The organism is Amycolatopsis sp. NPDC102389 (assembly GCF_044765885.1).
GTDB lineage: Bacteria > Actinomycetota > Actinomycetes > Mycobacteriales > Pseudonocardiaceae > Amycolatopsis.
This window is the reverse complement of sequence record NZ_JBIWKX010000027.1, coordinates 83,616-103,167: the sequence shown is the minus strand read 5'-3', so window position 1 is coordinate 103,167 and position 19,552 is coordinate 83,616. Positions and strand designations below refer to the sequence as shown.

Genomic DNA, 19,552 nt, shown 5'->3' with positions numbered 1-19,552 from the left:
TTTTTTTTTTTTTTTGGGGGGGGGGGTGGGGGGGGGGGGGGGGGGGGGGGGGGGGTGGGCCGTGGCACCGCCCCCCCCCCCCCCCCCCCCCCCCCCCCCCCCCCCCCCCCCGCCGAAGTCGCCCAGGAAACCCGCCACCGCAGACCGGAACTCATCCGGCGCCTCCAGCCACGGCACGTGCCCCACCCCCTCGAATCGCACCCGGGTCACCAGCGGCAGGGCCTCCTCCAGTGAGTCGACGGCCCACCGCGGCCGGTTGTCCGCCATCCCGTCCACGATCAGCGTCGGCACCCGCAGCGACCGGCAGGCCGAGACGAGCTCCGCCTCCGGCACCGTCCGCATCTCCTCGGTCAGTGCCGCGTTCGCCTCGTAGTTGACCGGAAACCAAGGCGTCGCCATCGCTTCGGCGTGGCGCTCGCCGTCGGTCACGAAATCGGCCGCCCATTGCCGCATCGCGCGTTCGCGGCCCTCCTCGCGGAGCTCCTCACCCATCACCCGTTCGAAGTTCCGCTTGAACTCCGCGTGCCACTCGTGGCCGAGGCCGACACCTGACACGTAGACGAGCGCGCTCACCCGGTCCGGGTGCGCGAGCGCATACAGGAGGCCGAGATGCGCGCCCCACGAATGCCCGAGCACCGGGACACGGTCGAGGCCGTGCCATTCCCGGACGGCGTCGACGTCGGCGACCATCCGTTCGAGTGTGTACGGTCCGCGCGCCTCCGAGCGCCCGGCGCCGCGCTGATCCCACCGGATCAACCGGAATCGCGGACCGAGGTCGAGGGTGCCGAACATGTCCCACAGGCCGGGTCCTCCGTGGCAGCACAGAATCGGTTCGCCCCGGCCGGTCGCCAAGGTCCACAGCTCACGTCCGTCGTCGGTGATCATCCCGGGATTATCCGATAGGCGACGGCGCCCTCGTTGGTTATCTTCCGCGGAATGACGACGTACACGCCGCCGCAGCGGGCGGCCACCCTCGCCGACGCGCCCGCCATCGCGGCGCTGATGCGAGCCTCGGTGCTGGAGTTGTTCCCCCGGTTCTACGACGAGCGACAGACCCTGAGCGCGGCGGAACATATCGCGAGCCTCGACCTGCGGTTGATCGAAGACGGCACCTACTTCGTGCACGAGGCGGACGGCGAGATCGTCGCCTGCGGGGGTTGGAGCAGGCGCAACAAAACGCACGCGGGCGCGGGCGACGCGTCGGACGACGACCGGCCACTCGATCCGGCCACCGAGCCGGCGAGGGTCCGTGCCATGTTCGTCCGCGGCGACTGGACCCGGCGCGGGCTCGGACGCGCGATCCTCGAGTCCTGCCGTCTCGCGGCGAAGGCCGAGGGCTTCACTTCGCTGACACTGACGGCGACCCTGCCCGGTGTCCCGCTGTACCGCTCGTTCGGCTTCACCGAAGTCGAACGGGTGACGGTGACGACGCCCGACGGCATCGGGATCCCAGGCGCCGTGATGGCCAGGGACATCGACCAGCGGGATAGCATCGAAGCATGATCTCCGGGGCCACCGCACTCTCGTTCGTCTTGATCTGCCTGCTCGGCGCGATGGCTCCGGGCCCGGATTTCCTGGTGGTGACCCGCAGCGCGATCCTCGGCGGGCGCAAGGCCGGGATCGCCGCCGGACTCGGCATCGCGCTCGGCGTCTTCGTGTGGGTGGTCGCGATCGCGCTCGGGGTCGCGGCGATCCTCACCGCGTCGGCGATCGCGTTCACCGTGGTGAAGCTGATCGGCGCCGCGTACCTGATCTTCCTCGGCGTCAAGGCGTGGCTGGCGGTGCGCCGCGGCGACTACAGCGAACTCAAGGACAAGGTCGCACCGGTCGTCGTACCCAAGGAGGCGTTCCGGCAGGGCCTGCTCACCAACCTGTTCAACCCGAAGGTCGCGATGTTCTTCCTCGCGCTCATCCCCCAGTTCCTCCCGCATTCGGCCTCGACCGCGCAGACCCTGCAGCTCGCCGTCCTGGCCACCACGGTGGCCGTCGTCTGGACGTTCGTCCTCGCGACGCTGGTCGGTTCGCTGCGGCGGTTCTTCAGCTCCGGCCGGGTGCGTCGCATGATGGACGCGGTGATGGGCACCTTCCTGGTCGGACTCGGCATCCGGGTCGCGGTCCAGAACTGACGAAGGCGCCCATCGCACGACGTCAGAGCGATTCGACGGCGAGACGCGTACCTTCGACGCGGGCCGCGATCTTGGCGAACGCGATGTCCCGCGACGTCGAGGTGTCGTCGGCGAACGGGGAGAATCCGCAGTCGTCACAGGTCCCCAGCCGGTCCGGCGGGAGGTACCGCGCCGCTCGAAGCACCCTGTCCCGGACCTCTTCGGCGGTTTCGACCCGCGGGTCGATCGGGTCGGTCACGCCGATGAAGACCCGCTGGTCCGGCCGCGCGTGCTCGGCGATCACCCGCAGTGCCCGCTCGGGATCCGGCTCACTCGCGAGCTGGACGTACACGTTGCCCACCCTCAACTGGAACAACGTCGGCAGCAACCCGGCATAGTCGACATCGAGGCTGTGCACGGAGTCCTGGTCCCCACCGGGACAGGTGTGCACACCGATCTTCTTCCGCTCCTCCTCGGAGAAACGGTCCAGCACCGCGTTATTCAAGTCCACAAAGGACCGAAGCAGGCCGCCGGACGGATCGAGCTTCAGCGACAACCTGCCTTCGGTGAAGTCGATCTGGACGCTGTCCGCGCCCGCGTCGAGACTGCGGCGGATATCGGCCTCGGCCTCGTTCACCAGGTCGGCGATGAACTGTTCTCTGTCATATCCGGCCAATTCCTCACCGGGATAGACGAGACTGATCGCCGAAGCCGCGATCACCGCCTGCTTGACCGGTTTGGTCGCGTACTTCTTGGCCTCGCGCAGATAGGCATCGGCATAGGTCTGATAGCGGAACGGTCCAGCGGTGAGCCTCGGAAGCTGCCGGGTGTGCCCGTCGGCGAACGGGATCACGACGCCGTCCGGCGCCAGGGAAGTGAGGCCCGCCAAAGGATACGTGGCGAAACTCGGCTTACCCTGCTCCCCATCGGTGATGACCGGGGAGCCGGTCTCCTCCAGGCGGCCGATGGTGTCCACGAGGGCTTTTTCGCGTAGCTCGCCGAGCCCGTCGGCGTCGAGCCGCCCGGCCGCGTGCTCGGCTAGCCCCTCGATGAGATAGCCGGGACGGGGAATACTGCCGATCGGTTCGGTGGGCATGGTCATCGCTCGTGTCCTCCCAGATGGCGCAACCGCGGCCACCGTGGCCACAGGCGTGGAAACTATCGAGATCCCTGCTCTTTGACGATCTTTCGACGTGCCGAAACCCCAAATGGCGCAACCATTCGACCGAATGGGAGCGTTGCTCGCCGAGCCGTATAGATCGTTATACGAAAGAGGGCGAAATTCGATGCTTATCCGGCCCTGCTCCTGGGTATTCCGTGGTTGTCGACGGCCGGGGCGCGCCGAAGGAGAAACCGATGCTGAGCCACCACGATCGGCAGGAACTGGAGAAGATCGAGCGCTGGTTCGAGCTCACGGAGCCGGCACTGGCCGCCCGGCTGCGCTCCGGCAGGCCCGCCCGGCCCCCACTCCTCCGCTTGGCCCTCCTCCTGAGCCTCGACATCACCGCGGGATTGTTGATGCTGCTGGGCGTGATACTGAACAGCCCGGCCCTGTTGCTGACCGGGATGATCACCGTGACCACGGCGGTGATCGTTCATCTGTCCCGGTTCGGGCGCGACTGATCGTCTTCCCCGCCACCGGTAGAGTTCGGGCGATACGTCCGGTTCACTGGGAGGAAGACGCATGCGGTTCATGATCATCATCAAGGCGGACGAGGATTCCGAAGCCGGGAAGATGCCGCCGATGGAGGCTTTGACCGCCATGGCGAAGTTCAACCAGGACATGCTCGACGCCGGGGTGCTGGTGGGCGGCGAGGGCCTGCAGGAGAGCTCGAAGGGCGCGCGGGTCACACTCGGCCCGGCCGGGGCCACCGTCACCGACGGCCCGTTCACGGAGGCCAAGGAACTCGTCGGCGGCTTCTGGATCGTCGATGTCCCGTCGCGCGCCGAAGCGATCGAGTGGGCGAAGCGCTGCCCCACTCCCCCGACCGGCGACACCGTGCTCGAGATCCGCAAGATCCTCGAAGCCGAGGATTTCGGTGAGAACTTCACGCCAGAGCTGCAGGACAACGAGCAGCGCATGCGCGACGAAATCGCGGAACGGTCTTAAGCTCGGCTGATGGTCGTCCGGGAGTGGGTGCTTCACGTCGACCTCGACCAGTTCATCGCCGCGGTCGAGGTCTCCCGGCGACCTGAGCTGCGCGGCAAACCCGTGGTCGTCGGCGGCACCGGCGATCCGGCCGAACGGGCCGTGGTGGCGACGGCTTCGTACGAGGCGCGGGAATTCGGCATCCGGTCCGGGATGCCGTTGCGCACCGCCGCCAAACGCTGCCCTGACGCGATCTTCCTGGCCACGGACGCACCCGCGTACCAAGAAGTCTCCGATCGGGTGATGGCGACACTGCGGGAATTCCCGGTGGTCGTCGAAGTGCTCGGCTGGGACGAAGCGTTCCTCGGTGTCACCACCGAGGATCCCGAAGCGCTCGCCGCCGACATCAGGCGGGAAGTGGCCGAAGAGACCGGGCTCTCCTGCTCCGTCGGCATCGGTGACAACAAGCTGCGCGCCAAACTCGCCACCGGATTCGCCAAACCGGCGGGGATCTTCCGTCTCGTGCAGGACAACTGGTGGGAGGTCATGGCCGAGAAGCCGACGGACGCGCTCTGGGGCATCGGCACCAAGACCACGAAGAAGCTCGCCGAGGCCGGCTACCACACCGTGCTGGAACTGGCCGGCGCCGATCCGGCGGATCTCGCCGCCCGGTTCGGCCCGAAGCTCGGCCCGTGGTACCGGATCCTCGCCGGAGGACTCGGCGACGCCGAGGTCACCGCGACCCCTTACGTCGCCCGTTCCCGCAGCCGCGAGACGACCTTTCAGCAGAACCTCACCGATCCCGAGGTCATGGCCGCCGAGGTCGTCGCGCTCGCGAAACGGGTCTCACAGGACGTCGCCGAGGAAGGCAGGCCCGTCGCACGAGTCACGGTCAAGGTCCGGTTCGCCCCGTTCCAGACCCATACGCACAGCGTGACCCTGCCGGCACCGACCTCCGGCGCCGTCGAGATCGAGAAGGCGGCGCTGGCCGTGCTCGGCATGTTCGATCTCGGCAGACCGGTCCGGCTACTGGGTGTCCGCGCCGAATTCCCGGCGCCTTGACAGCGCTCGCGGCGCTTTGCCATTCTGGTTCCGGGCCGAGAGGCGCTGCGACGGATTTCTTCCGCCACGCTCGGCCCGCCGCGAAGACGTAAGGGCGCCTCCCACTGTGGAGGTGCCTTTCTTGCGTCAGAACCCTTTTCCGGCCTTCGTCGTCGAGGCCGTGCGCTGAACTCCCGCACTGACACCGTCCTTCACGCCACCGGCGAGAAGGACCGCTCCGCCCTGCCTTCCTTGATGAATGGAGAACCAGTGAGCCCCACCCTGACCAAGGTCAACGGGATCGAATTCGCCGTCGCCGACCTTTCCCTCGCCGAGGCCGGCCGCAAGCAGCTGCGCCTCGCCGAGGTCGAGATGCCCGGCTTGATGGCGCTGCGCCGCGAATACGCCGACTCGCAGCCGCTGAAGGGCGCGCGGGTCGCGGGTTCGCTGCACATGACCGTCCAGACCGCGGTGCTGATCGAGACGCTCGTCGCGCTCGGCGCCGAGGTGCGCTGGGTGTCCTGCAACATCTTCTCCACGCAGGACGAGGCGGCCGCGGCCGTCGTCGTCGGCCCGGAGGGCACCGTCGAGAAGCCGTCGGGTTCGCCGGTGTTCGCGTGGAAGGGTGAGACGCTCGCCGAGTACTGGTGGTGCACCGACCAACTCTTCGACTTCGGCGACGGCCGCCTCCCGAACATGATCCTGGACGACGGTGGCGACGCGACCCTCCTGATCCACAAGGGTGTCGAATTCGAGGCCGCCGGCGCCGTTCCGCAGGCGACCGAGGAAGACCCCGAGGAGTACCACCTCGTGCTGGAAACCCTGCGGGAAAGCCTCGGCCGCGACACCGGCCGGTTCACCCGCATCGCCAAGGAGGTCCGCGGGGTCACCGAGGAGACCACCAACGGCGTCAAGCGGCTGTACAAGCTCGCCAAGGAAGGCGAGCTGCTCTTCCCGGCGATGAACGTGAACGACTCCGTGACGAAGTCGAAGTTCGACAACAAGTACGGCATCCGCCACTCGCTCATCGACGGTCTCAACCGCGGCACCGACGTGATGATCGCGGGCAAGGTCGCGGTCGTCTGCGGCTACGGCGACGTCGGCAAGGGCGCGGTGGAATCGCTACGCGGCCAGGGCGCCCGCGTGGTCGTCACCGAGATCGACCCGATCTGCGCGCTGCAGGCGGCGATGGAGGGCCTCGACGTCGTCGAACTCGACGACGTCGTCGCGCGCGGCGACATCTTCATCACCACCACCGGCAACTTCGACATCATCATGGCCGACCAGATGGCCAAGATGAAGCACAACGCGATCGTCGCGAACGTCGGCCACTTCGACAACGAGATCGACATGGCCGGGCTCGCGAAGATCCCGGGCATCCGGAAGATCGAGATCAAACCGCAGGTGCACGAGTGGGTCTTCCCCGCGACGACCGACCGCGAGGCGCACTCGATCATCGTGCTGTCCGAGGGCAGGCTGATGAACCTCGGGAACGCCACCGGTCACCCGAGCTTCGTGATGTCGAACTCCTTCACGAACCAGACGATCGCCCAGATCGAGCTGTTCACGAAGCCCGGCGAATACGCCACCGACGTCCACGTGCTGCCGAAGCACCTCGACGAGAAGGTGGCCCGGCTGCACCTCGACGCGCTGGGCGTCCGGCTGACCAAGCTGACCAAGCGTCAGGCCGAGTACATCGGCGTGGACGTCGAGGGTCCGTACAAACTGGACCACTACCGGTACTGAGCCCTTCACACCTCGTGAGTGGTAAGGACGGTTAGAACCGCCCTTGCCACTCACGAGGCTGGGCAGCCGCTAGGCCGAATGCGTGAGAACTTCGGCCGGATGGACCTGTTTCCGGCGAAATGGAGGCGGGAATCCCTTGCGTAGCCACAACCCGGCAGCACTCGGGCCGGGCGACTACGAAGGAGAAGGTGTTCCCGTTGATCATTCTCGGCGTCATCCTGATCGTCGTCGGTGTCATCGCCAGCATCCCCGTCCTGTACTCGATCGGGATCGCGCTGGCGGTCATCGGCATCATTTTGGCCGTTCTCGGGAACACCGGGAAGGCCGTCGGCGGCCGCGCCCACTGGTACTGAGCACCGGACCGAAACCGGTACCCGGCCCCCGGTACCGGCGCCGAAACAGCCCGGGCACCCGGCGTTCCCCTCACGCCGGGTGCCCGGGCTGTTTCCGTCCTCCGTCCGCCGGGTATCCGCCCCGGACAAGGAGAAGGAGGGAGAGCCGATGGCAGGAACCGACCCGCGCCCGTACTTGACGGAGGCGAGGTACCCGTGCGGACGCGACGAACTCCTGCGGGCCGCCGCCGCGGCCGGTGCGGGCGACGACGTCCTGGGCCCCTTGGGCACGTTGCCGGCCCGCGACTACGCGGACGGGGACGGCGTATGGGAGGCCGTCCGGTCCTGCAACGGGGCGCCGATCCACGACACCGCCAAGGAAGCACCGTGAAATGAAGGGGTCCCCCGGCTCCGAGGGGGAGGGAGAGCCGGAGGACCCCGTCATAGTTAACACATTCGCGGCCGTGATGTACACGAACGCCCACACCTTCGAGTGGCAATCGGTCTCGATCACCCGAATCGGGCCGGACTAGTGTATTGGCCGCCGGTCAAGAAGCCCGCAGCAGCAGCTCGGCCGATACTTCCGCGCACGAGCAGCCCCCGTCGACGTCGAAGCAGTCGACCGTCAGCGTGTGCCGGGCGAAGTCGAGGTCGACGCAGCCGTCTTCGCTGCATTCGGTGAAACCGGCGTCGAGGTGGACCACCAGCGTGCCGTGGCAGTGGTCGAGTCCGCCGGCGCAGAACGCGCACTCCATGCTCATACCGCCTCCCGCGATCAGAAAAGTCTCCTCGATTGCCTTACTACCACCGAGGGACGACAGATCCCGGCATACGCGCGGCGTGTCGCGGCACCCGGCGGGGTGACACCGGGCACAACCGTCCACAAAGGAGAGTCAAGCGCTCTTCGGGGTTCGCTTGCCGGACGCGGGTTTCTTCGCGGCGGTGGCTTTCTTGGCCGTCGAAGGCTTCCTGCTCTTCTTGGCCTCGCTCACGCTGGCCTGCAAGGCCTCCATGAGGTCGACCACGTCTGCCTTCGCGCCGACGGCCTTCGGTTTCGTCGTCTCGCTCCCCGCGGCCTTGGCCTCGATCATGGCCTCCAGCGCCTCACGGTAGGAATCGGTGTACTTCTCCTGCTCGAACACCGGCTCCGAAAGCGAGTCGATCAGCGAACCCGCCATCGTCAGTTCCTGTGGCCGCACCTGCGGCGGATCGTCGTGCAGGAACCCGAAGTCCGGGACGCGGACCTCGTCGGGCCACAGCATCGTCGTCATCGTCAGGACGTCGCTGTGCACCCGCAGGATCGCGAGCGTCTCGCGCTGCCGGATGGCGACCTTCGCGACCGCCACGTGGCTCGCCTTCTCCAGCGCGTCACGCAGGACCACGTACGGCTTGACGGCGTTCTTCTGCGGCTCGAGGTAGTAGGTCTTGTCGAAATGGATCGGATCGATGGACTCCAGCGGCACGAACTCGAGCACGTCGATCGCCCGTGACGACGCCAGCGGCAGCTCGGACATGTCCTCGTCGGTGAGCACGACCATCTCGCCGTCGGGCAGTTCGTAGCCCTTCGCGATCTCGGCGTAGGGCACTTCCTCGCCGTCGATCGTGCAGAACCGCTTGTACTGGATGCGGCCGCCGTCGGCCTCGTGCACCTGGCGCAGCGAGACGTTCTTGCTCTCGGTGGCCGCGTAGAGCTGGATCGGGATGCTCACCAGCCCGAAGGACACCGAGCCCTTCCACATCGAACGCATCGAGCCGCACCTCCGCTGCCGTCACCGACCGTACTCACGCACGGTGACCACGGTAGCCCGAAACGGCGCACCGCGACAGTCCCGCGCACTCGGACGCGGGACCATCGCGGCCTCGGAATCAGGCCTCGGCCAGGTACTTCTCCGCTTTCGCGGGGTCGAGGAACCAGTGCTGGAAGTCGGTGGGATCGGAGAAACCGTTCGCGAACCGCTTCGCCACGGCGGGGTTCTCCCCCGCCGCGCCGATGATCTGGAGGACGTGCGGGGGCGGCGGCTGCAGCATCGCGTTGGTCCAGGTCGTGACGTGCTGGGCGTACTCCCAGTACTTCTCGAACGCCGCGGACATCCACTCCTCGTCGAACGGCTTGTCCCCGCGTTCGAGGATCGAGTCCAGATAGGACGCCGCGCAGTGGCTCGCGTTGTTGGAGCCCTGGCCGGTGATCGGGTCGTTGGCCACCACGACGTCGGCCATGCCGAGCACCGCGGTCCCCGAGCCCAGTTTGCCGACCGCGTTCCGCACGACCGGGGTGTACCCGCCCGCCAGCGTCGCCTTGTCGTCGGTCAGCACGGCGTTGCGCGAGCGCTCGTACTCCCACGGGAGGAACTGCTTCATCAGCGACAGGATCCGGTCGAGGTGCTGCTGGGGCGACGGCCGGTCGTTCCAGCAGTCGAGCGGGCCACCGGGGATGCCTTCGAAGAACAGGATGTCGCAGTTCCCGCTCAGCGTGTACGCGGGGATCATGAACAGTTCACCCACGCCGGGGATGATGTTGAACCGCACCGCCGCCTTGTCCGGGTGCTCGGGCCGGCGCTCCAGACCGTGCACGTACGCCAGCGAGAGCGCGCGCTGCGGTTCGGTGTACGGCGAACGCTCCGGGATCCGGTCGAACAGCTGGACCAGCTCGCCCTTGCCCGCCGCGATGACCACCAGGTCGTACAGCTTCGCCAGCGGCGCCAGATCCGAGGTGGTGACGCCGTGGATGACGACCTTGCCGCCGCGGTCCTCCACCAGCTCCAGCCAGGCCGCCATCTTCACCCGCTGGTCCACCGACTGCGCGTAGTGCTCCAGCGGCCCGAACCAGTCGAGCACGCGGCTGGAGTCCGGTCCCGCGATCGACACACCGAGTCCCTCGACCCGGACGGTCTCGTCCTCCCACAGATTCAGCTTGTGGTCCCGCTCGTGCTGCAAAGCGGAGTGGAACATGCACTGGGTCGACATCACCTTGCCGGACCGGATCTCGTCCGGCGTCCGCGCCGACATCACCGTGACGTCATAGTCGTGGGACAGCAGGCTCAAGGCCAGCTGCAATCCGGACTGCCCGGCACCGACGATCAGAACCTTGCGCATCCTCGACGTTCCTCCCAGAACCGTTCAGCTGAGTGAAGCGAACTCGCGGCCAGGTCCGGAGACCACCGCGAGAGACAGCGTGTGCGACACCAGTTCCCGCAGCGTCGCGACCGCGGACTTCGGGTCGCGGGCGTCGCAGGTGACCAGCGGGATGTCCGGGGACAGCGCCAGCGCGTCGCGCACCTCTTCGAGGTCGTGCACCGGCATCCCCTCGAACTGGTTGACCGCGACGATGAACGGCAGCTCGGAGTCGTTCTCGAAGTAGTTGATCGCGGCGAACGACTGGTCGATCCGGCTGGTGTCGACCAGCACGACGGCGCCGAGCGCACCTCGCGAAAGGTCGTCCCAGAGGAACCAGAACCGGGCCTGGCCGGGGGTGCCGAACAGGTACAGGAGCAGGTCTTCACGCAGGGTGATCCGGCCGAAGTCCATCGCGACCGTGGTGGTGGATTTGGTTCCGGGCGGCACCAGCTCGTCGACCCCGGCCCCGGCCTCGGTCATCCAGGCCTCGTTGCTCAGGGGCGGGACCTCGGAGACGGAGCCGACGAACGTCGTCTTGCCCACGCCGAATCCACCGGCGACCACGATCTTGGCGGAGATGGCGAGAAGATCGGCGTCAGACCGGGAGGCGCTTGAGTCCATCGAGGATCCTCTCGAGCACGTTCGTATCGTGGTTGTAGGCGTGGGCCGTCGGGTGCACGAAGACGGCACCTTGGGTGGCGAGGTCGCCGATGAGCACACGGACCACACCCAGTGGCAGATCCAGTCCCACCGAAAGCTCGGCGATCGACGAGCGTTCGCGGGCGCGCTCGTACAGCGAGCGCGATTCGGGCATCAGCGCCTCGGCCAGCGACGGGTCGTAACGCGGGACCGAGATCAGGGTCTCCACCAGCAGCAGCTGGCTGCTCTTCGTCCGGCCGCCGGTCAACGCGTACGGCCGGATTCTGCGGCTGCGCATCTTGACGGGCCGGTCCGGAGATTGGTCGCTGGACACGGTCATCCCTTCCTTCTCCGGATTCTCAGGCCTGCGGCCGTCGGGCGGTCAGGACCTGCCGGAGTCCCGCTCGCACCTCGGGGGTGAGGGCGTGACCGGCGTTGGTGATGAACTGGGTCATTTCGTAGGCGACGACCTTCATGTCGCAGTCCGGCTCGGTGAGCACCGCGAGCCCGGCTTCGGCGCCGATCCCCATGAACAGGAAGTACCCGCGGGTGAGCCGGATGATGATCTGCTCGCAGTTGCCCTTGCCGAACAACGCGGCGCTGTTGCCCGCGAGGCTGAGCAGACCGCTCGCGATGGCGGCGAGCTGCTCGGCGTCGTCACTGGACACCGATTCCGAAGCGGTCAAAGGGAACCCGTCAACGGACATGATCAGCGCGTGGCTGGCGCCGTGCACCTTGCGCACGAAATCGTCGAGCAGCCACGTGAAATCCGTGGTCGCGTCCTGGGCGGTCACTGGGTGTTTCCTCCGGTCTCACGCTCGTGCCGGTCGTCGAGAGCGGCACGCTCGCCGTCGCTGAAGGCATCGAGGTCGGCCAACAGCGCCTCGTGCCCGTCCGCCGCGTCGGCGGGCGGGGTGGTCGGCGGGGCCGGTTCGTCGGGCAAAGTCCTGATACTGCGGGAAACCCGGCGCGGGAGACCGCTGGCCGTGGTGCCGCCGTCGGCGGGCGGCTGGAAGGCCGTGCGCGGACGCGGGCTGGGCTTCCGGTCGGGTTCCGGTTCCGCCGCGGGGGCCGGGCGGCGCCTCGGCAGCCCGGACGGCGTCGCGACCGGGTCGCCCACGGGCGCGCCGTTGGTGATCCTCGCCTGCGGCAGCACGACGGTCTGCGAACCGGACCACTGCTTTTCGGCCAGTTCCGAGACCACCGGCACCGGCAGCAGCACGGTGGCGACCGTGCCGTGCGGGGTGCGACGGTCGAGCTTGACGGTGATCTCGTGCCGGTCGGCGAGCCTGCCGACGACCGCGAGTCCCATATGCCGCACGGAGTCGTCGTCGAGCACCGGCCCCGCCGCCAGTCGCTCGTTCAGCGCCGCGAGGCGTTCGGGCGGCATGCCGATGCCCTCGTCCTCGATCCGGATCAGCACGCTTCCCTGCTCGGTGAGGTGCGCGCTGACACTGACCGGAGAGCTCGGCGACGACTGGTTCGCCGCGTTGTCGAACAGTTCCGCGAGGATCCGGCTGACGTCCTCGGCGGCGAAACCGACGACGCCGAGCGAAACGACGCGGCCGATCGTGATCCGCGAGTAGTGGTCGATCGACGACATCGCCGCCCGCATCACGTCGAGCACGGACGAGATCCCGGCGGTCGTGTCGTCGGCGTCCCGGCCGGCGAGCACGCGCAGGTTCTCGGCGTTGCGCCGCAACCGGGTCGCGAGGTGGTCGAGCCGGTAGAGCTCGGCGAGACGGTCGGAGTTCTCCTCCCCCGCCTCCATCGTCTCCAGCTGGGCCAGCAGCTGGTCGAGCAGATTGAGGTCGCGCAGCGCGACATTGGAGCAGACGCCCGCGAGCGCACCGGCGTCCGGCGCGTCCACGGCGGGCCGTTGTTCCACCGCCGGTTCGACCGGCGGAGCCGACGGAGCGTGCCTGGGCGGTGCGGCGAGGAACTGCGCCGCGGCGACCCTGGAACGGTCCAGAAGAACCCGTGAGCGGTCAAGCAAGCCTCGAGCCCGCGTCACCATGTGCTTCCACTTCTTTCTCTTCGCCTACCCGGACCCGTGTCGCACTCCCCAGCACAACGACGGCCATGCAAGCAGAAGTCACTATCCGTGTCCACAGTCGGTTTCCGTTCAACCGCTGGCAGTGACCTGGTCACGAACGCGTTACGGCTGGTGAGCGACGCGCGCTAGGCCATTCGGCTGCATCTTGCGTGTCGCACGCCACGGGTGATGTCCGAAAAGTGCGGAGTACGCATAAATTTGCGCGCCCCGCAACTTTTGCCTACTGTGGCCGTCGTGACCTTGGACCCTGCCGCCCCACTCGGACTGCGCGAACGCAAGAAGCGCGCGGCCCGGCGCGCGATGAGCGAGGCAGCGCTCAAGCTCGCCCTGGAGAAGGGCGTCGACCAGGTCCGCGTCGAAGACATCGCCAATGCCGTCGGGGTCTCCCCCCGCACGTTCAACAACTACTTCTCCAGCAAAGAGGAGGCGATCTGCTCGTTCATCGTCGAACGACAGGAACGGGTGCGGGAGGCGCTGCGCGACCGGCCACCGGAGGAACCGTTGTGGGACGCGGTCACCGCGGCGACGCTGGAGGCCTACGGGCGTGATGGCGTGCCGAACCGGCAAGCCGTGCTCTTCGCGCGGTCGATGATCACCCACCCGTCTGTGCACGGCGAGTTCCTCAAGGCGCACGCCACCGTCGAACGGGTGCTGGCCGACGCGATCCTGGAGCGGGCGGGCGCGGGCCCGGAAAACGCGTTGAACGCCCGGCTGATGGCGGCCATCGTGGAGGCCGCGGTGAAGACCGCGTTCTTCACCTGGCTGATGAACGAAGGCAGAGATCCCTTCTTCGAGACGATCGAGGTCCTTCTGCGCGAGGCGGCCGCGGGTGTGCCGTCACTCACCGGACCCGAACGGGCGAAGAAACCGAAGAAGAAGTAACACCCTACCCACCACTGGGGAGAAACCGTTGTGCTGACGAAGTTGTTGCGCATTCACCTGCGCCCGTACCGGCGAGACCTGTGGCTGATCGTGCTGCTGCAGTTCGTCCAGACCCTCGCCGGGCTCTACCTCCCCACGCTGAACGCCGACATCATCGACTCCGGCGTGGTCAAGGGCGACATCGACTACATCCTCGGTGTCGGCGGCGTCATGCTGCTGGTGTCGCTGGTGCAGATCGCCTGTTCGATCGGCGCCGTCTACTTCGGCGCCCGCACCGCGATGGCGGTCGGCCGTGACGTCCGCGGCGCGATCTTCCACCGGGTCCAGGACTTCTCCGCCCGCGAGGTCGGCCAGTTCGGGACGCCGTCCCTGATCACCCGCACGACCAACGACGTCCAGCAGGTGCAGATGCTGACGTTGATGGCGTTCACCCTGATGGTGTCCGCGCCCATCATGTGCTTCGGCGGCATCATCATGGCGCTGAACCAGGACGTCACCCTTTCGTGGCTGCTGGTGCTCGCGGTGCCGATCCTCGGTGTCTCGGTCGGGGTCATCATCGCGAAGATGCGGCCGGCGTTCCGGCTGATGCAGGAGCGCATCGACAAGATCAACCAGATCCTGCGCGAGCAGATCATGGGCATCCGCGTGATCCGCGCGTTCGTCAAGGACACCCACGAGCGGCGGCGGTTCACCAAGGCCAACACCGAACTGCTGGACGTCTCGCTGATAGTCGGCAGGCTGATGGCCCTGATGTTCCCCATCGTCATGCTCGTGATGAACGCCTCCAGCGTCGCCGTGCTGTGGTTCGGCGGGCTGCGCATCGACGACGGCAGCATGCAGATCGGCGCGCTCACCGCGTTCCTGTCGTACCTGATGCAGATCCTGATGGCGGTCATGATGGCCACCTTCATGTTCATGATGGTGCCCCGCGCCGAGGTCAGCGCAGAGCGCATCACCGAAGTGCTCGACACGCACACCAGCGTCGTCCTCCCGGCGAACCCGATCAGCCCCGGCGAGGTGCGCGGACGGCTCGAACTGTCCGATGTGGAGTTCCGCTACCCCGGTGCGGAAAAGCCGGTGCTGCAGGAGATCTCACTGCTGGCCCTGCCCGGTGAGACCACCGCGATCATCGGCAGCACCGGCAGCGGGAAGACCACGCTGCTCAACCTGATCCCCCGGCTGATGGACGCCACCGACGGCTCGGTACGCGTCGACGGTGTCGACGTCCGGGAACTGGATTCGACCGTGCTGTCCGACGCCGTCGGGCTGGTGCCGCAGAAACCGTACCTGTTCGCCGGAACGGTCGCGAGCAACCTTCGCTACGGCAAGGCCGACGCCACCGACGAGGAGCTCTGGCACGCGCTGGAGGTGGCGCAGGGCAAGGACTTCGTCGAACGGATGCCCGAAGGGCTGAACTCCCCCATCGCCCAGGGCGGGACCAACGTCTCGGGCGGGCAGCGGCAGCGGCTCGCGATCGCCCGGATGCTGGTACGGCGTCCAGAGATCTATCTCTTCGACGATTCGTTCTCGGCACTCGACTACGCGACCGACGCCGCGCTACGGCGGGCGCTCGTCGCCGAGACCGCCGAAGCGACAGTGGTCATCGTCGCGCAGCGGGTCAGCACGATCCGCAACGCGGACCGCATCGTCGTGCTCGACGAAGGCCGCGTCGTCGGCAGCGGTACGCATACCGAACTCATGGACGGCAACGAAACCTATCGGGAGATCGTGCTGTCCCAGCTGACCGAGCAGGAGGCCGCCTGATGAGCGCGCCCGAGTCCACCACAGACACGGCGAAGGCCAAACCCGTGGGCGAGCGCGCGAGCGCGGCACGGGGACCCGGCCCCGGCGGAGGCGGTTTCGGCCGCGGCCCCGCCGCCTTCATGGGCGGGCAGTCCGCCGAGAAGGCCCTGGACTTCAAGGGATCCTTGAAACGGCTGCTGCGGCTGCTCCAGCCGCAGCGCGCCATGCTGTACGGCATCCTGCTGTTCGGCGTCGCCAGTGTCGCGCTGAGCGTGATCGGGCCGAAGATCCTCGGCATGGCGACGGACCTCATCTTCGCCGGCGTCGTCGCGAAGGACATGCCTCCGAGCCTCAGCAAAGAACAGGTCATCGCCGGCCTGCGGGCGGAAGGCAACAACACCCTCGCCGACCTCTTCTCGGGGATCGACTTCGTCCCGGGCCAGCGCATCGACCTCGACGCCGTCGGCCAGGTTCTGTTGTGGGTGCTGCTGCTCTACATCGTGGCGTCGTTCTTCTCCCTTCTGCAGGCGAGGCTGACGACGAACCTGGTCCAGCGGGCGGTGTTCGACCTACGCGAGCGGATCGAGGAGAAGTTCGCCAAGCTCCCGCTGAGCTACTTCGACCGCCAGCCACGCGGTGAGGTGCTGAGCCGGGCGACCAACGACATCGACAATCTCGCGTTGTCGCTGCAACAGACCCTTTCGCAGATCGTGTCGTCGTTGCTGATGGTCATCGGCGTGCTCGTGATGATGTTCGTGATCTCGCCGGTGCTGGCGCTGGTCGCGCTGCTTTCCGTGCCGGCGTCGGTGATCGTCGCGGCCAAGATCGGCAAGAAGGCGCAGCCGCAGTTCATCAAGCAGTGGTCCACGACCGGACGGCTCAACGCGCATATCGAGGAGATGTACACCGGGCACTCGCTGGTCAAGGTGTTCGGCCGCCGCGAGGAGGCCGAAGAGGTCTTCCGCGAGCACAACGACACGCTCTACGGCGCGAGCTTCAAGGCACAGTTCATCTCGGGCACCATCCAGCCCGCGATGATGTTCATCGGCAACCTGAGCTACGTGCTGGTCGCCGTGATCGGCGCGCTGCGGGTGGCGTCCGGGACGCTGTCGCTCGGCGACGTCCAGGCGTTCATCCAGTACTCCCGGCAGTTCAGCCAGCCGGTCACCCAGATCGCCAGTATGGCGAACCTGCTGCAGTCCGGGATCGCGTCCGCGGAGCGGGTCTTCGCGCTGCTCGACGCGGACGAGCAGGAGCCCGAGCCCGCCGAACCCGCGAAGGTCGAGCAGGTACGGGGTCAGGTCGAGTTCGAGCACGTGTCGTTCCGGTACGCCGAGGACACGCCGCTCATCGAGGACCTGTCGCTCACCGTCGAACCGGGGCACACCGTCGCCATCGTCGGCCCGACCGGCGCGGGCAAGACCACGCTGGTCAACCTGCTCATGCGGTTCTACGAACTCGACGGCGGCAGGATCACCCTCGACGGCGTGGACATCGCCGGGATGGACCGTGAGGACCTACGCTCCAAGACCGGCATGGTGCTGCAGGACGCGTGGTTGTTCGGCGGCACGATCGCGGAGAACATCGCCTACGGTTCCGCGGGCGCCACGCACGAGGAGATCGTCGCGGCGGCCAAGGCGACCCACGTCGACCGGTTCGTCCGCACCCTTCCGGACGGCTACGACACGGTGATCGACGACGAGGGCGGCACGGTCAGTACCGGCGAGAAACAGCTGATCACCGTCGCGCGGGCCTTCCTGGCGAAGCCCGCGATCCTCATCCTCGACGAAGCCACCAGTTCGGTCGACACGCGGACCGAAGTCCTGATCCAGCGGGCGATGAATTCGCTGCGCGAGGGGCGGACGAGTTTCGTCATCGCGCACCGGCTCTCCACCATCCGCGACGCGGACGTCATCCTGGTGATGGAGAACGGATCGATCGTCGAACAGGGCGACCACGAAACACTGCTGCTCACCGGTGGTGCGTACTCCCGGCTCTATGCCGCCCAGTTCGCGGAGGCGCTGGCCGAAACCGACTGAACGCATCGGTATCGAAGGCCCCTTTTTCTACTTTTACCGTGGGAAAAGGGGCCTTCGGCGCACGTAAGGACCGTGAACGGCGCTAGGCTTGCGTGACCCGATCCGGAGAGGGGTGCGCTGGCCGACCATGGCGGAGAAACTCGGCGAATACCGCCGTAAGCGCAGACCGGGGCGAACTCCCGAACCCCTTCCGGATCGCGACGGGACGACCGGGGCCGACGATCTCTTCGTCATCCAGGAACACCACGCGAGCAGCCTGCACTGGGACATCCGCCTCGAACGGGACGGAGTCCTGGTCTCCTGGGCGGTGCCGAAGGGCCTGCCGATGTCGCCGGACCAAGAACGCCTCGCCGTGCACACCGAAGACCACCCGATGGAATACCTCACCTTCGAAGGCGAGATCCCCGCGGGCGAATACGGCGGCGGCACCATGACCATCTGGGACACCGGCCGGTACGAAACGCTGCACTTCAACGACCACAAGGTCGAAGTCGTCTTCCACGGTGAACGGGCGCGCGGGAAATACCTGTTCCTCAATGTGAAGAAGGACGGGAACGATCGCGGCTGGCTGCTCAAACGGCTCGACCCAGCCGATCCCGGCCGGGTGGAACTCCCCTCTTTCCTCGCCCCGATGCTGACCAAACCGGGACGTCTCCCGTCGACCGGCGAAGACCCGGAATGGGCCTACGAATTCGACTGGTCCGGGCGCCGCACGCTGATCCGCGCGTCCGGGGGCCGGATCACCGCCTACGACGATTCAGGCGACGACGTCACCGGCCTGTATCCCGAATTCCGCGGCCTCGGCGAACAACTCGGTGCCACGGAAGCCTTTCTCGACGGGGAAATCGTCGTCTTCGACGGTGGGAAGCCGAGTCCGGAGGGGCTCGGGCACCGCGCGCGGGCGACGAAGAGCTCCGCGAAACGGCTCACCGCCCGTTATCCGGCCTTCTACCTGGTGAACGATCTCCTGCATCTGGACGGCCGTTCCTGTCTCGGGTCGCCCTATGTCGAACGGCGGCAGCTCCTCGACGAACTCGGGCTCGCCGGGCCGCATTGGCAGGTCCCCCGGTACTACCTCGGGGACGGCGGCGCGGTCGCCAGGGCGGCCCGCGAACATGAGCTCGCCGGCATCGTCGCCAAACGCGCCGGCTCCGCGTACCACCCCGGAAGGCGGACCGGTGAGTGGCTTTCCATCACCGGAACCCTCGTGCAGCAGGTGGTACTGGGCGGCTGGCGGCCGGGCGGCGGCAGCCGGGCGGGCACGTTCAGTTCGCTGTTGCTCGGCGTTCCGCACGAGGACGGCTTGCGGTACATCGGAAACTGCGGTGTCGGCTTCGCGGGTGACGAGCTGGCGAAGCTCTCCAAGGAGCTGTTCCGCCTGGAGCGCAAGACATCCCCGTTCCATTCCGTTCCGGACAAACAGGCGCGGGACGCCCGCTGGTCGCGGCCGACCATCGTCGGGGAGGTCGTCTTCGGCGGCTGGACCGACGCGGGCTGCCTGCGCAATCCGCGGTGGCGTGGCCTGCTGCCGGACGTCGCCGCCGACGAGGTCGAAGCCGACGGCTAAATCTATTTTGAGCCGAAGGTCAAACGTGGCTTGTTCTCGGGCAGGCCGATGGTGGGATGAAGGCTCCCTTCGCCGCGTCTAATGCGGTGAAAGAAGCCTTCGGCCCTGGTCAAGCGCGGGTCGTGGGGGGGGGGGGGGGGGGGGGGGGGGCGAGCCCCACCACGCCACAAGCCGGAAGCAGGAACCAAGAAAACACGAA

Annotated in this window: 21 protein-coding genes; 12 read left to right on the top strand and 9 right to left on the bottom strand. The window is 67.4% G+C overall.

The annotated features are described in order from the left end of the window. A partial coding sequence (locus ACIRGA_RS22925) for an alpha/beta fold hydrolase (RefSeq protein ID WP_400944212.1) occupies nucleotides 1-885 on the bottom strand: 885 nt, incomplete at its 3' end. Nucleotides 886-936: 51 nt separating this feature from the next. On the opposite strand from ACIRGA_RS22925, the gene ACIRGA_RS22920 reads away from it, so the two are divergent. Both ACIRGA_RS22920 and ACIRGA_RS22915 read left to right on the top strand, forming a co-directional pair. Continuing rightward, nucleotides 937-1,503 (top strand): GNAT family N-acetyltransferase, encoded by a 567-nt coding sequence (locus ACIRGA_RS22920; protein WP_400944210.1) that lies wholly within the window; start codon nucleotides 937-939, stop codon nucleotides 1,501-1,503. After that, nucleotides 1,500-2,126 (top strand): LysE family translocator, encoded by a 627-nt coding sequence (locus tag ACIRGA_RS22915; RefSeq protein ID WP_400944208.1) that lies wholly within the window; start codon nucleotides 1,500-1,502, stop codon nucleotides 2,124-2,126. The genes ACIRGA_RS22920 and ACIRGA_RS22915 overlap by 4 nt, the downstream gene beginning before the upstream one ends. A 22-nt stretch (nucleotides 2,127-2,148) precedes the next feature. Here ACIRGA_RS22915 and ACIRGA_RS22910 read toward each other — a convergent pair whose 3' ends face one another. Then, a complete protein-coding gene (locus ACIRGA_RS22910; protein WP_400944206.1) occupies nucleotides 2,149-3,207 on the bottom strand; it encodes a cobalamin-independent methionine synthase II family protein in 1,059 nt (352 codons plus the stop codon). A gap of 254 nt (nucleotides 3,208-3,461) precedes the next feature. Between ACIRGA_RS22910 and ACIRGA_RS22905 the strand changes: the two genes are divergently transcribed. The 6 genes from ACIRGA_RS22905 to ACIRGA_RS22880 all read left to right on the top strand — a co-directional run bounded on the left by ACIRGA_RS22905 (nucleotide 3,462) and on the right by ACIRGA_RS22880 (nucleotide 7,704). Beyond that, nucleotides 3,462-3,728 carry a DUF3040 domain-containing protein gene (locus tag ACIRGA_RS22905; RefSeq protein ID WP_400944204.1) on the top strand — a complete coding sequence of 89 codons (267 nt, stop codon included), beginning with the start codon at nucleotides 3,462-3,464 and terminating at the stop codon, nucleotides 3,726-3,728. A 61-nt stretch (nucleotides 3,729-3,789) separates the two neighbouring features. After that, nucleotides 3,790-4,215 carry a YciI family protein gene (locus ACIRGA_RS22900; protein ID WP_400944202.1) on the top strand — a complete coding sequence of 142 codons (426 nt, stop codon included), beginning with the start codon at nucleotides 3,790-3,792 and terminating at the stop codon, nucleotides 4,213-4,215. A 9-nt stretch (nucleotides 4,216-4,224) separates the two neighbouring features. Further along, the gene (locus tag ACIRGA_RS22895; protein WP_400944200.1) at nucleotides 4,225-5,256 is read left to right on the top strand and encodes a DNA polymerase IV; all 1,032 of its coding nucleotides are present in this window, start codon (nucleotides 4,225-4,227) and stop codon (nucleotides 5,254-5,256) included. Between the two features lie 249 nt (nucleotides 5,257-5,505). Then, a complete protein-coding gene (gene ahcY / locus ACIRGA_RS22890; protein ID WP_400944198.1) occupies nucleotides 5,506-6,981 on the top strand; it encodes an adenosylhomocysteinase in 1,476 nt (491 codons plus the stop codon). Between the two features lie 188 nt (nucleotides 6,982-7,169). After that, nucleotides 7,170-7,334 carry a hypothetical protein gene (locus ACIRGA_RS22885; protein WP_400944196.1) on the top strand — a complete coding sequence of 55 codons (165 nt, stop codon included), beginning with the start codon at nucleotides 7,170-7,172 and terminating at the stop codon, nucleotides 7,332-7,334. Between the two features lie 148 nt (nucleotides 7,335-7,482). Next, nucleotides 7,483-7,704: a DUF2795 domain-containing protein gene (locus ACIRGA_RS22880; RefSeq protein WP_400944194.1), complete on the top strand. Its 222-nt coding sequence runs from the start codon at nucleotides 7,483-7,485 to the stop codon at nucleotides 7,702-7,704. 157 nt (nucleotides 7,705-7,861) lie between these two features. On the opposite strand, the gene ACIRGA_RS22875 is transcribed toward ACIRGA_RS22880, so the two are convergent. The 7 genes from ACIRGA_RS22875 to ACIRGA_RS22845 form a co-directional block, all read right to left on the bottom strand. Then, a complete protein-coding gene (locus tag ACIRGA_RS22875; RefSeq protein ID WP_400944192.1) occupies nucleotides 7,862-8,074 on the bottom strand; it encodes a hypothetical protein in 213 nt (70 codons plus the stop codon). Nucleotides 8,075-8,206: 132 nt separating this feature from the next. Continuing rightward, nucleotides 8,207-9,061 (bottom strand): Ku protein, encoded by an 855-nt coding sequence (locus ACIRGA_RS22870; RefSeq protein WP_400944190.1) that lies wholly within the window; start codon nucleotides 9,059-9,061, stop codon nucleotides 8,207-8,209. A gap of 118 nt (nucleotides 9,062-9,179) precedes the next feature. Next, a complete protein-coding gene (locus tag ACIRGA_RS22865) occupies nucleotides 9,180-10,406 on the bottom strand; it encodes a styrene monooxygenase/indole monooxygenase family protein (protein ID WP_400944188.1) in 1,227 nt (408 codons plus the stop codon). A gap of 24 nt (nucleotides 10,407-10,430) precedes the next feature. Further along, the gene (locus ACIRGA_RS22860; RefSeq protein ID WP_400944186.1) at nucleotides 10,431-11,048 is read right to left on the bottom strand and encodes a GTP-binding protein; all 618 of its coding nucleotides are present in this window, start codon (nucleotides 11,046-11,048) and stop codon (nucleotides 10,431-10,433) included. After that, nucleotides 11,023-11,406 carry a DUF742 domain-containing protein gene (locus tag ACIRGA_RS22855; RefSeq protein ID WP_016334731.1) on the bottom strand — a complete coding sequence of 128 codons (384 nt, stop codon included), beginning with the start codon at nucleotides 11,404-11,406 and terminating at the stop codon, nucleotides 11,023-11,025. Before ACIRGA_RS22855 ends, ACIRGA_RS22860 begins: the two co-directional genes overlap by 26 nt. A gap of 19 nt (nucleotides 11,407-11,425) precedes the next feature. Beyond that, nucleotides 11,426-11,860: a roadblock/LC7 domain-containing protein gene (locus ACIRGA_RS22850; RefSeq protein ID WP_005159022.1), complete on the bottom strand. Its 435-nt coding sequence runs from the start codon at nucleotides 11,858-11,860 to the stop codon at nucleotides 11,426-11,428. Next, nucleotides 11,857-13,083 carry a sensor histidine kinase gene (locus ACIRGA_RS22845; RefSeq protein WP_400944183.1) on the bottom strand — a complete coding sequence of 409 codons (1,227 nt, stop codon included), beginning with the start codon at nucleotides 13,081-13,083 and terminating at the stop codon, nucleotides 11,857-11,859. The genes ACIRGA_RS22850 and ACIRGA_RS22845 overlap by 4 nt, the downstream gene beginning before the upstream one ends. Before the next feature lie 273 nt (nucleotides 13,084-13,356). On the opposite strand from ACIRGA_RS22845, the gene ACIRGA_RS22840 reads away from it, so the two are divergent. From ACIRGA_RS22840 to ACIRGA_RS22825, 4 genes are all read left to right on the top strand, one after another. Beyond that, nucleotides 13,357-14,004: a TetR/AcrR family transcriptional regulator gene (locus tag ACIRGA_RS22840; protein WP_400944181.1), complete on the top strand. Its 648-nt coding sequence runs from the start codon at nucleotides 13,357-13,359 to the stop codon at nucleotides 14,002-14,004. 30 nt (nucleotides 14,005-14,034) lie between these two features. Further along, nucleotides 14,035-15,768, top strand: a complete 1,734-nt coding sequence (locus ACIRGA_RS22835) for an ABC transporter ATP-binding protein (RefSeq protein WP_400944179.1) — start codon at nucleotides 14,035-14,037, stop codon at nucleotides 15,766-15,768. Beyond that, complete coding sequence (locus ACIRGA_RS22830) at nucleotides 15,768-17,786, top strand: ABC transporter ATP-binding protein (protein ID WP_400944177.1); 2,019 nt, start codon at nucleotides 15,768-15,770, stop codon at nucleotides 17,784-17,786. Before ACIRGA_RS22835 ends, ACIRGA_RS22830 begins: the two co-directional genes overlap by 1 nt. A gap of 127 nt (nucleotides 17,787-17,913) precedes the next feature. After that, complete coding sequence (locus ACIRGA_RS22825) at nucleotides 17,914-19,353, top strand: DNA polymerase ligase N-terminal domain-containing protein (RefSeq protein WP_400944175.1); 1,440 nt, start codon at nucleotides 17,914-17,916, stop codon at nucleotides 19,351-19,353. Nucleotides 19,354-19,552: the final 199 nt, after the last annotated feature.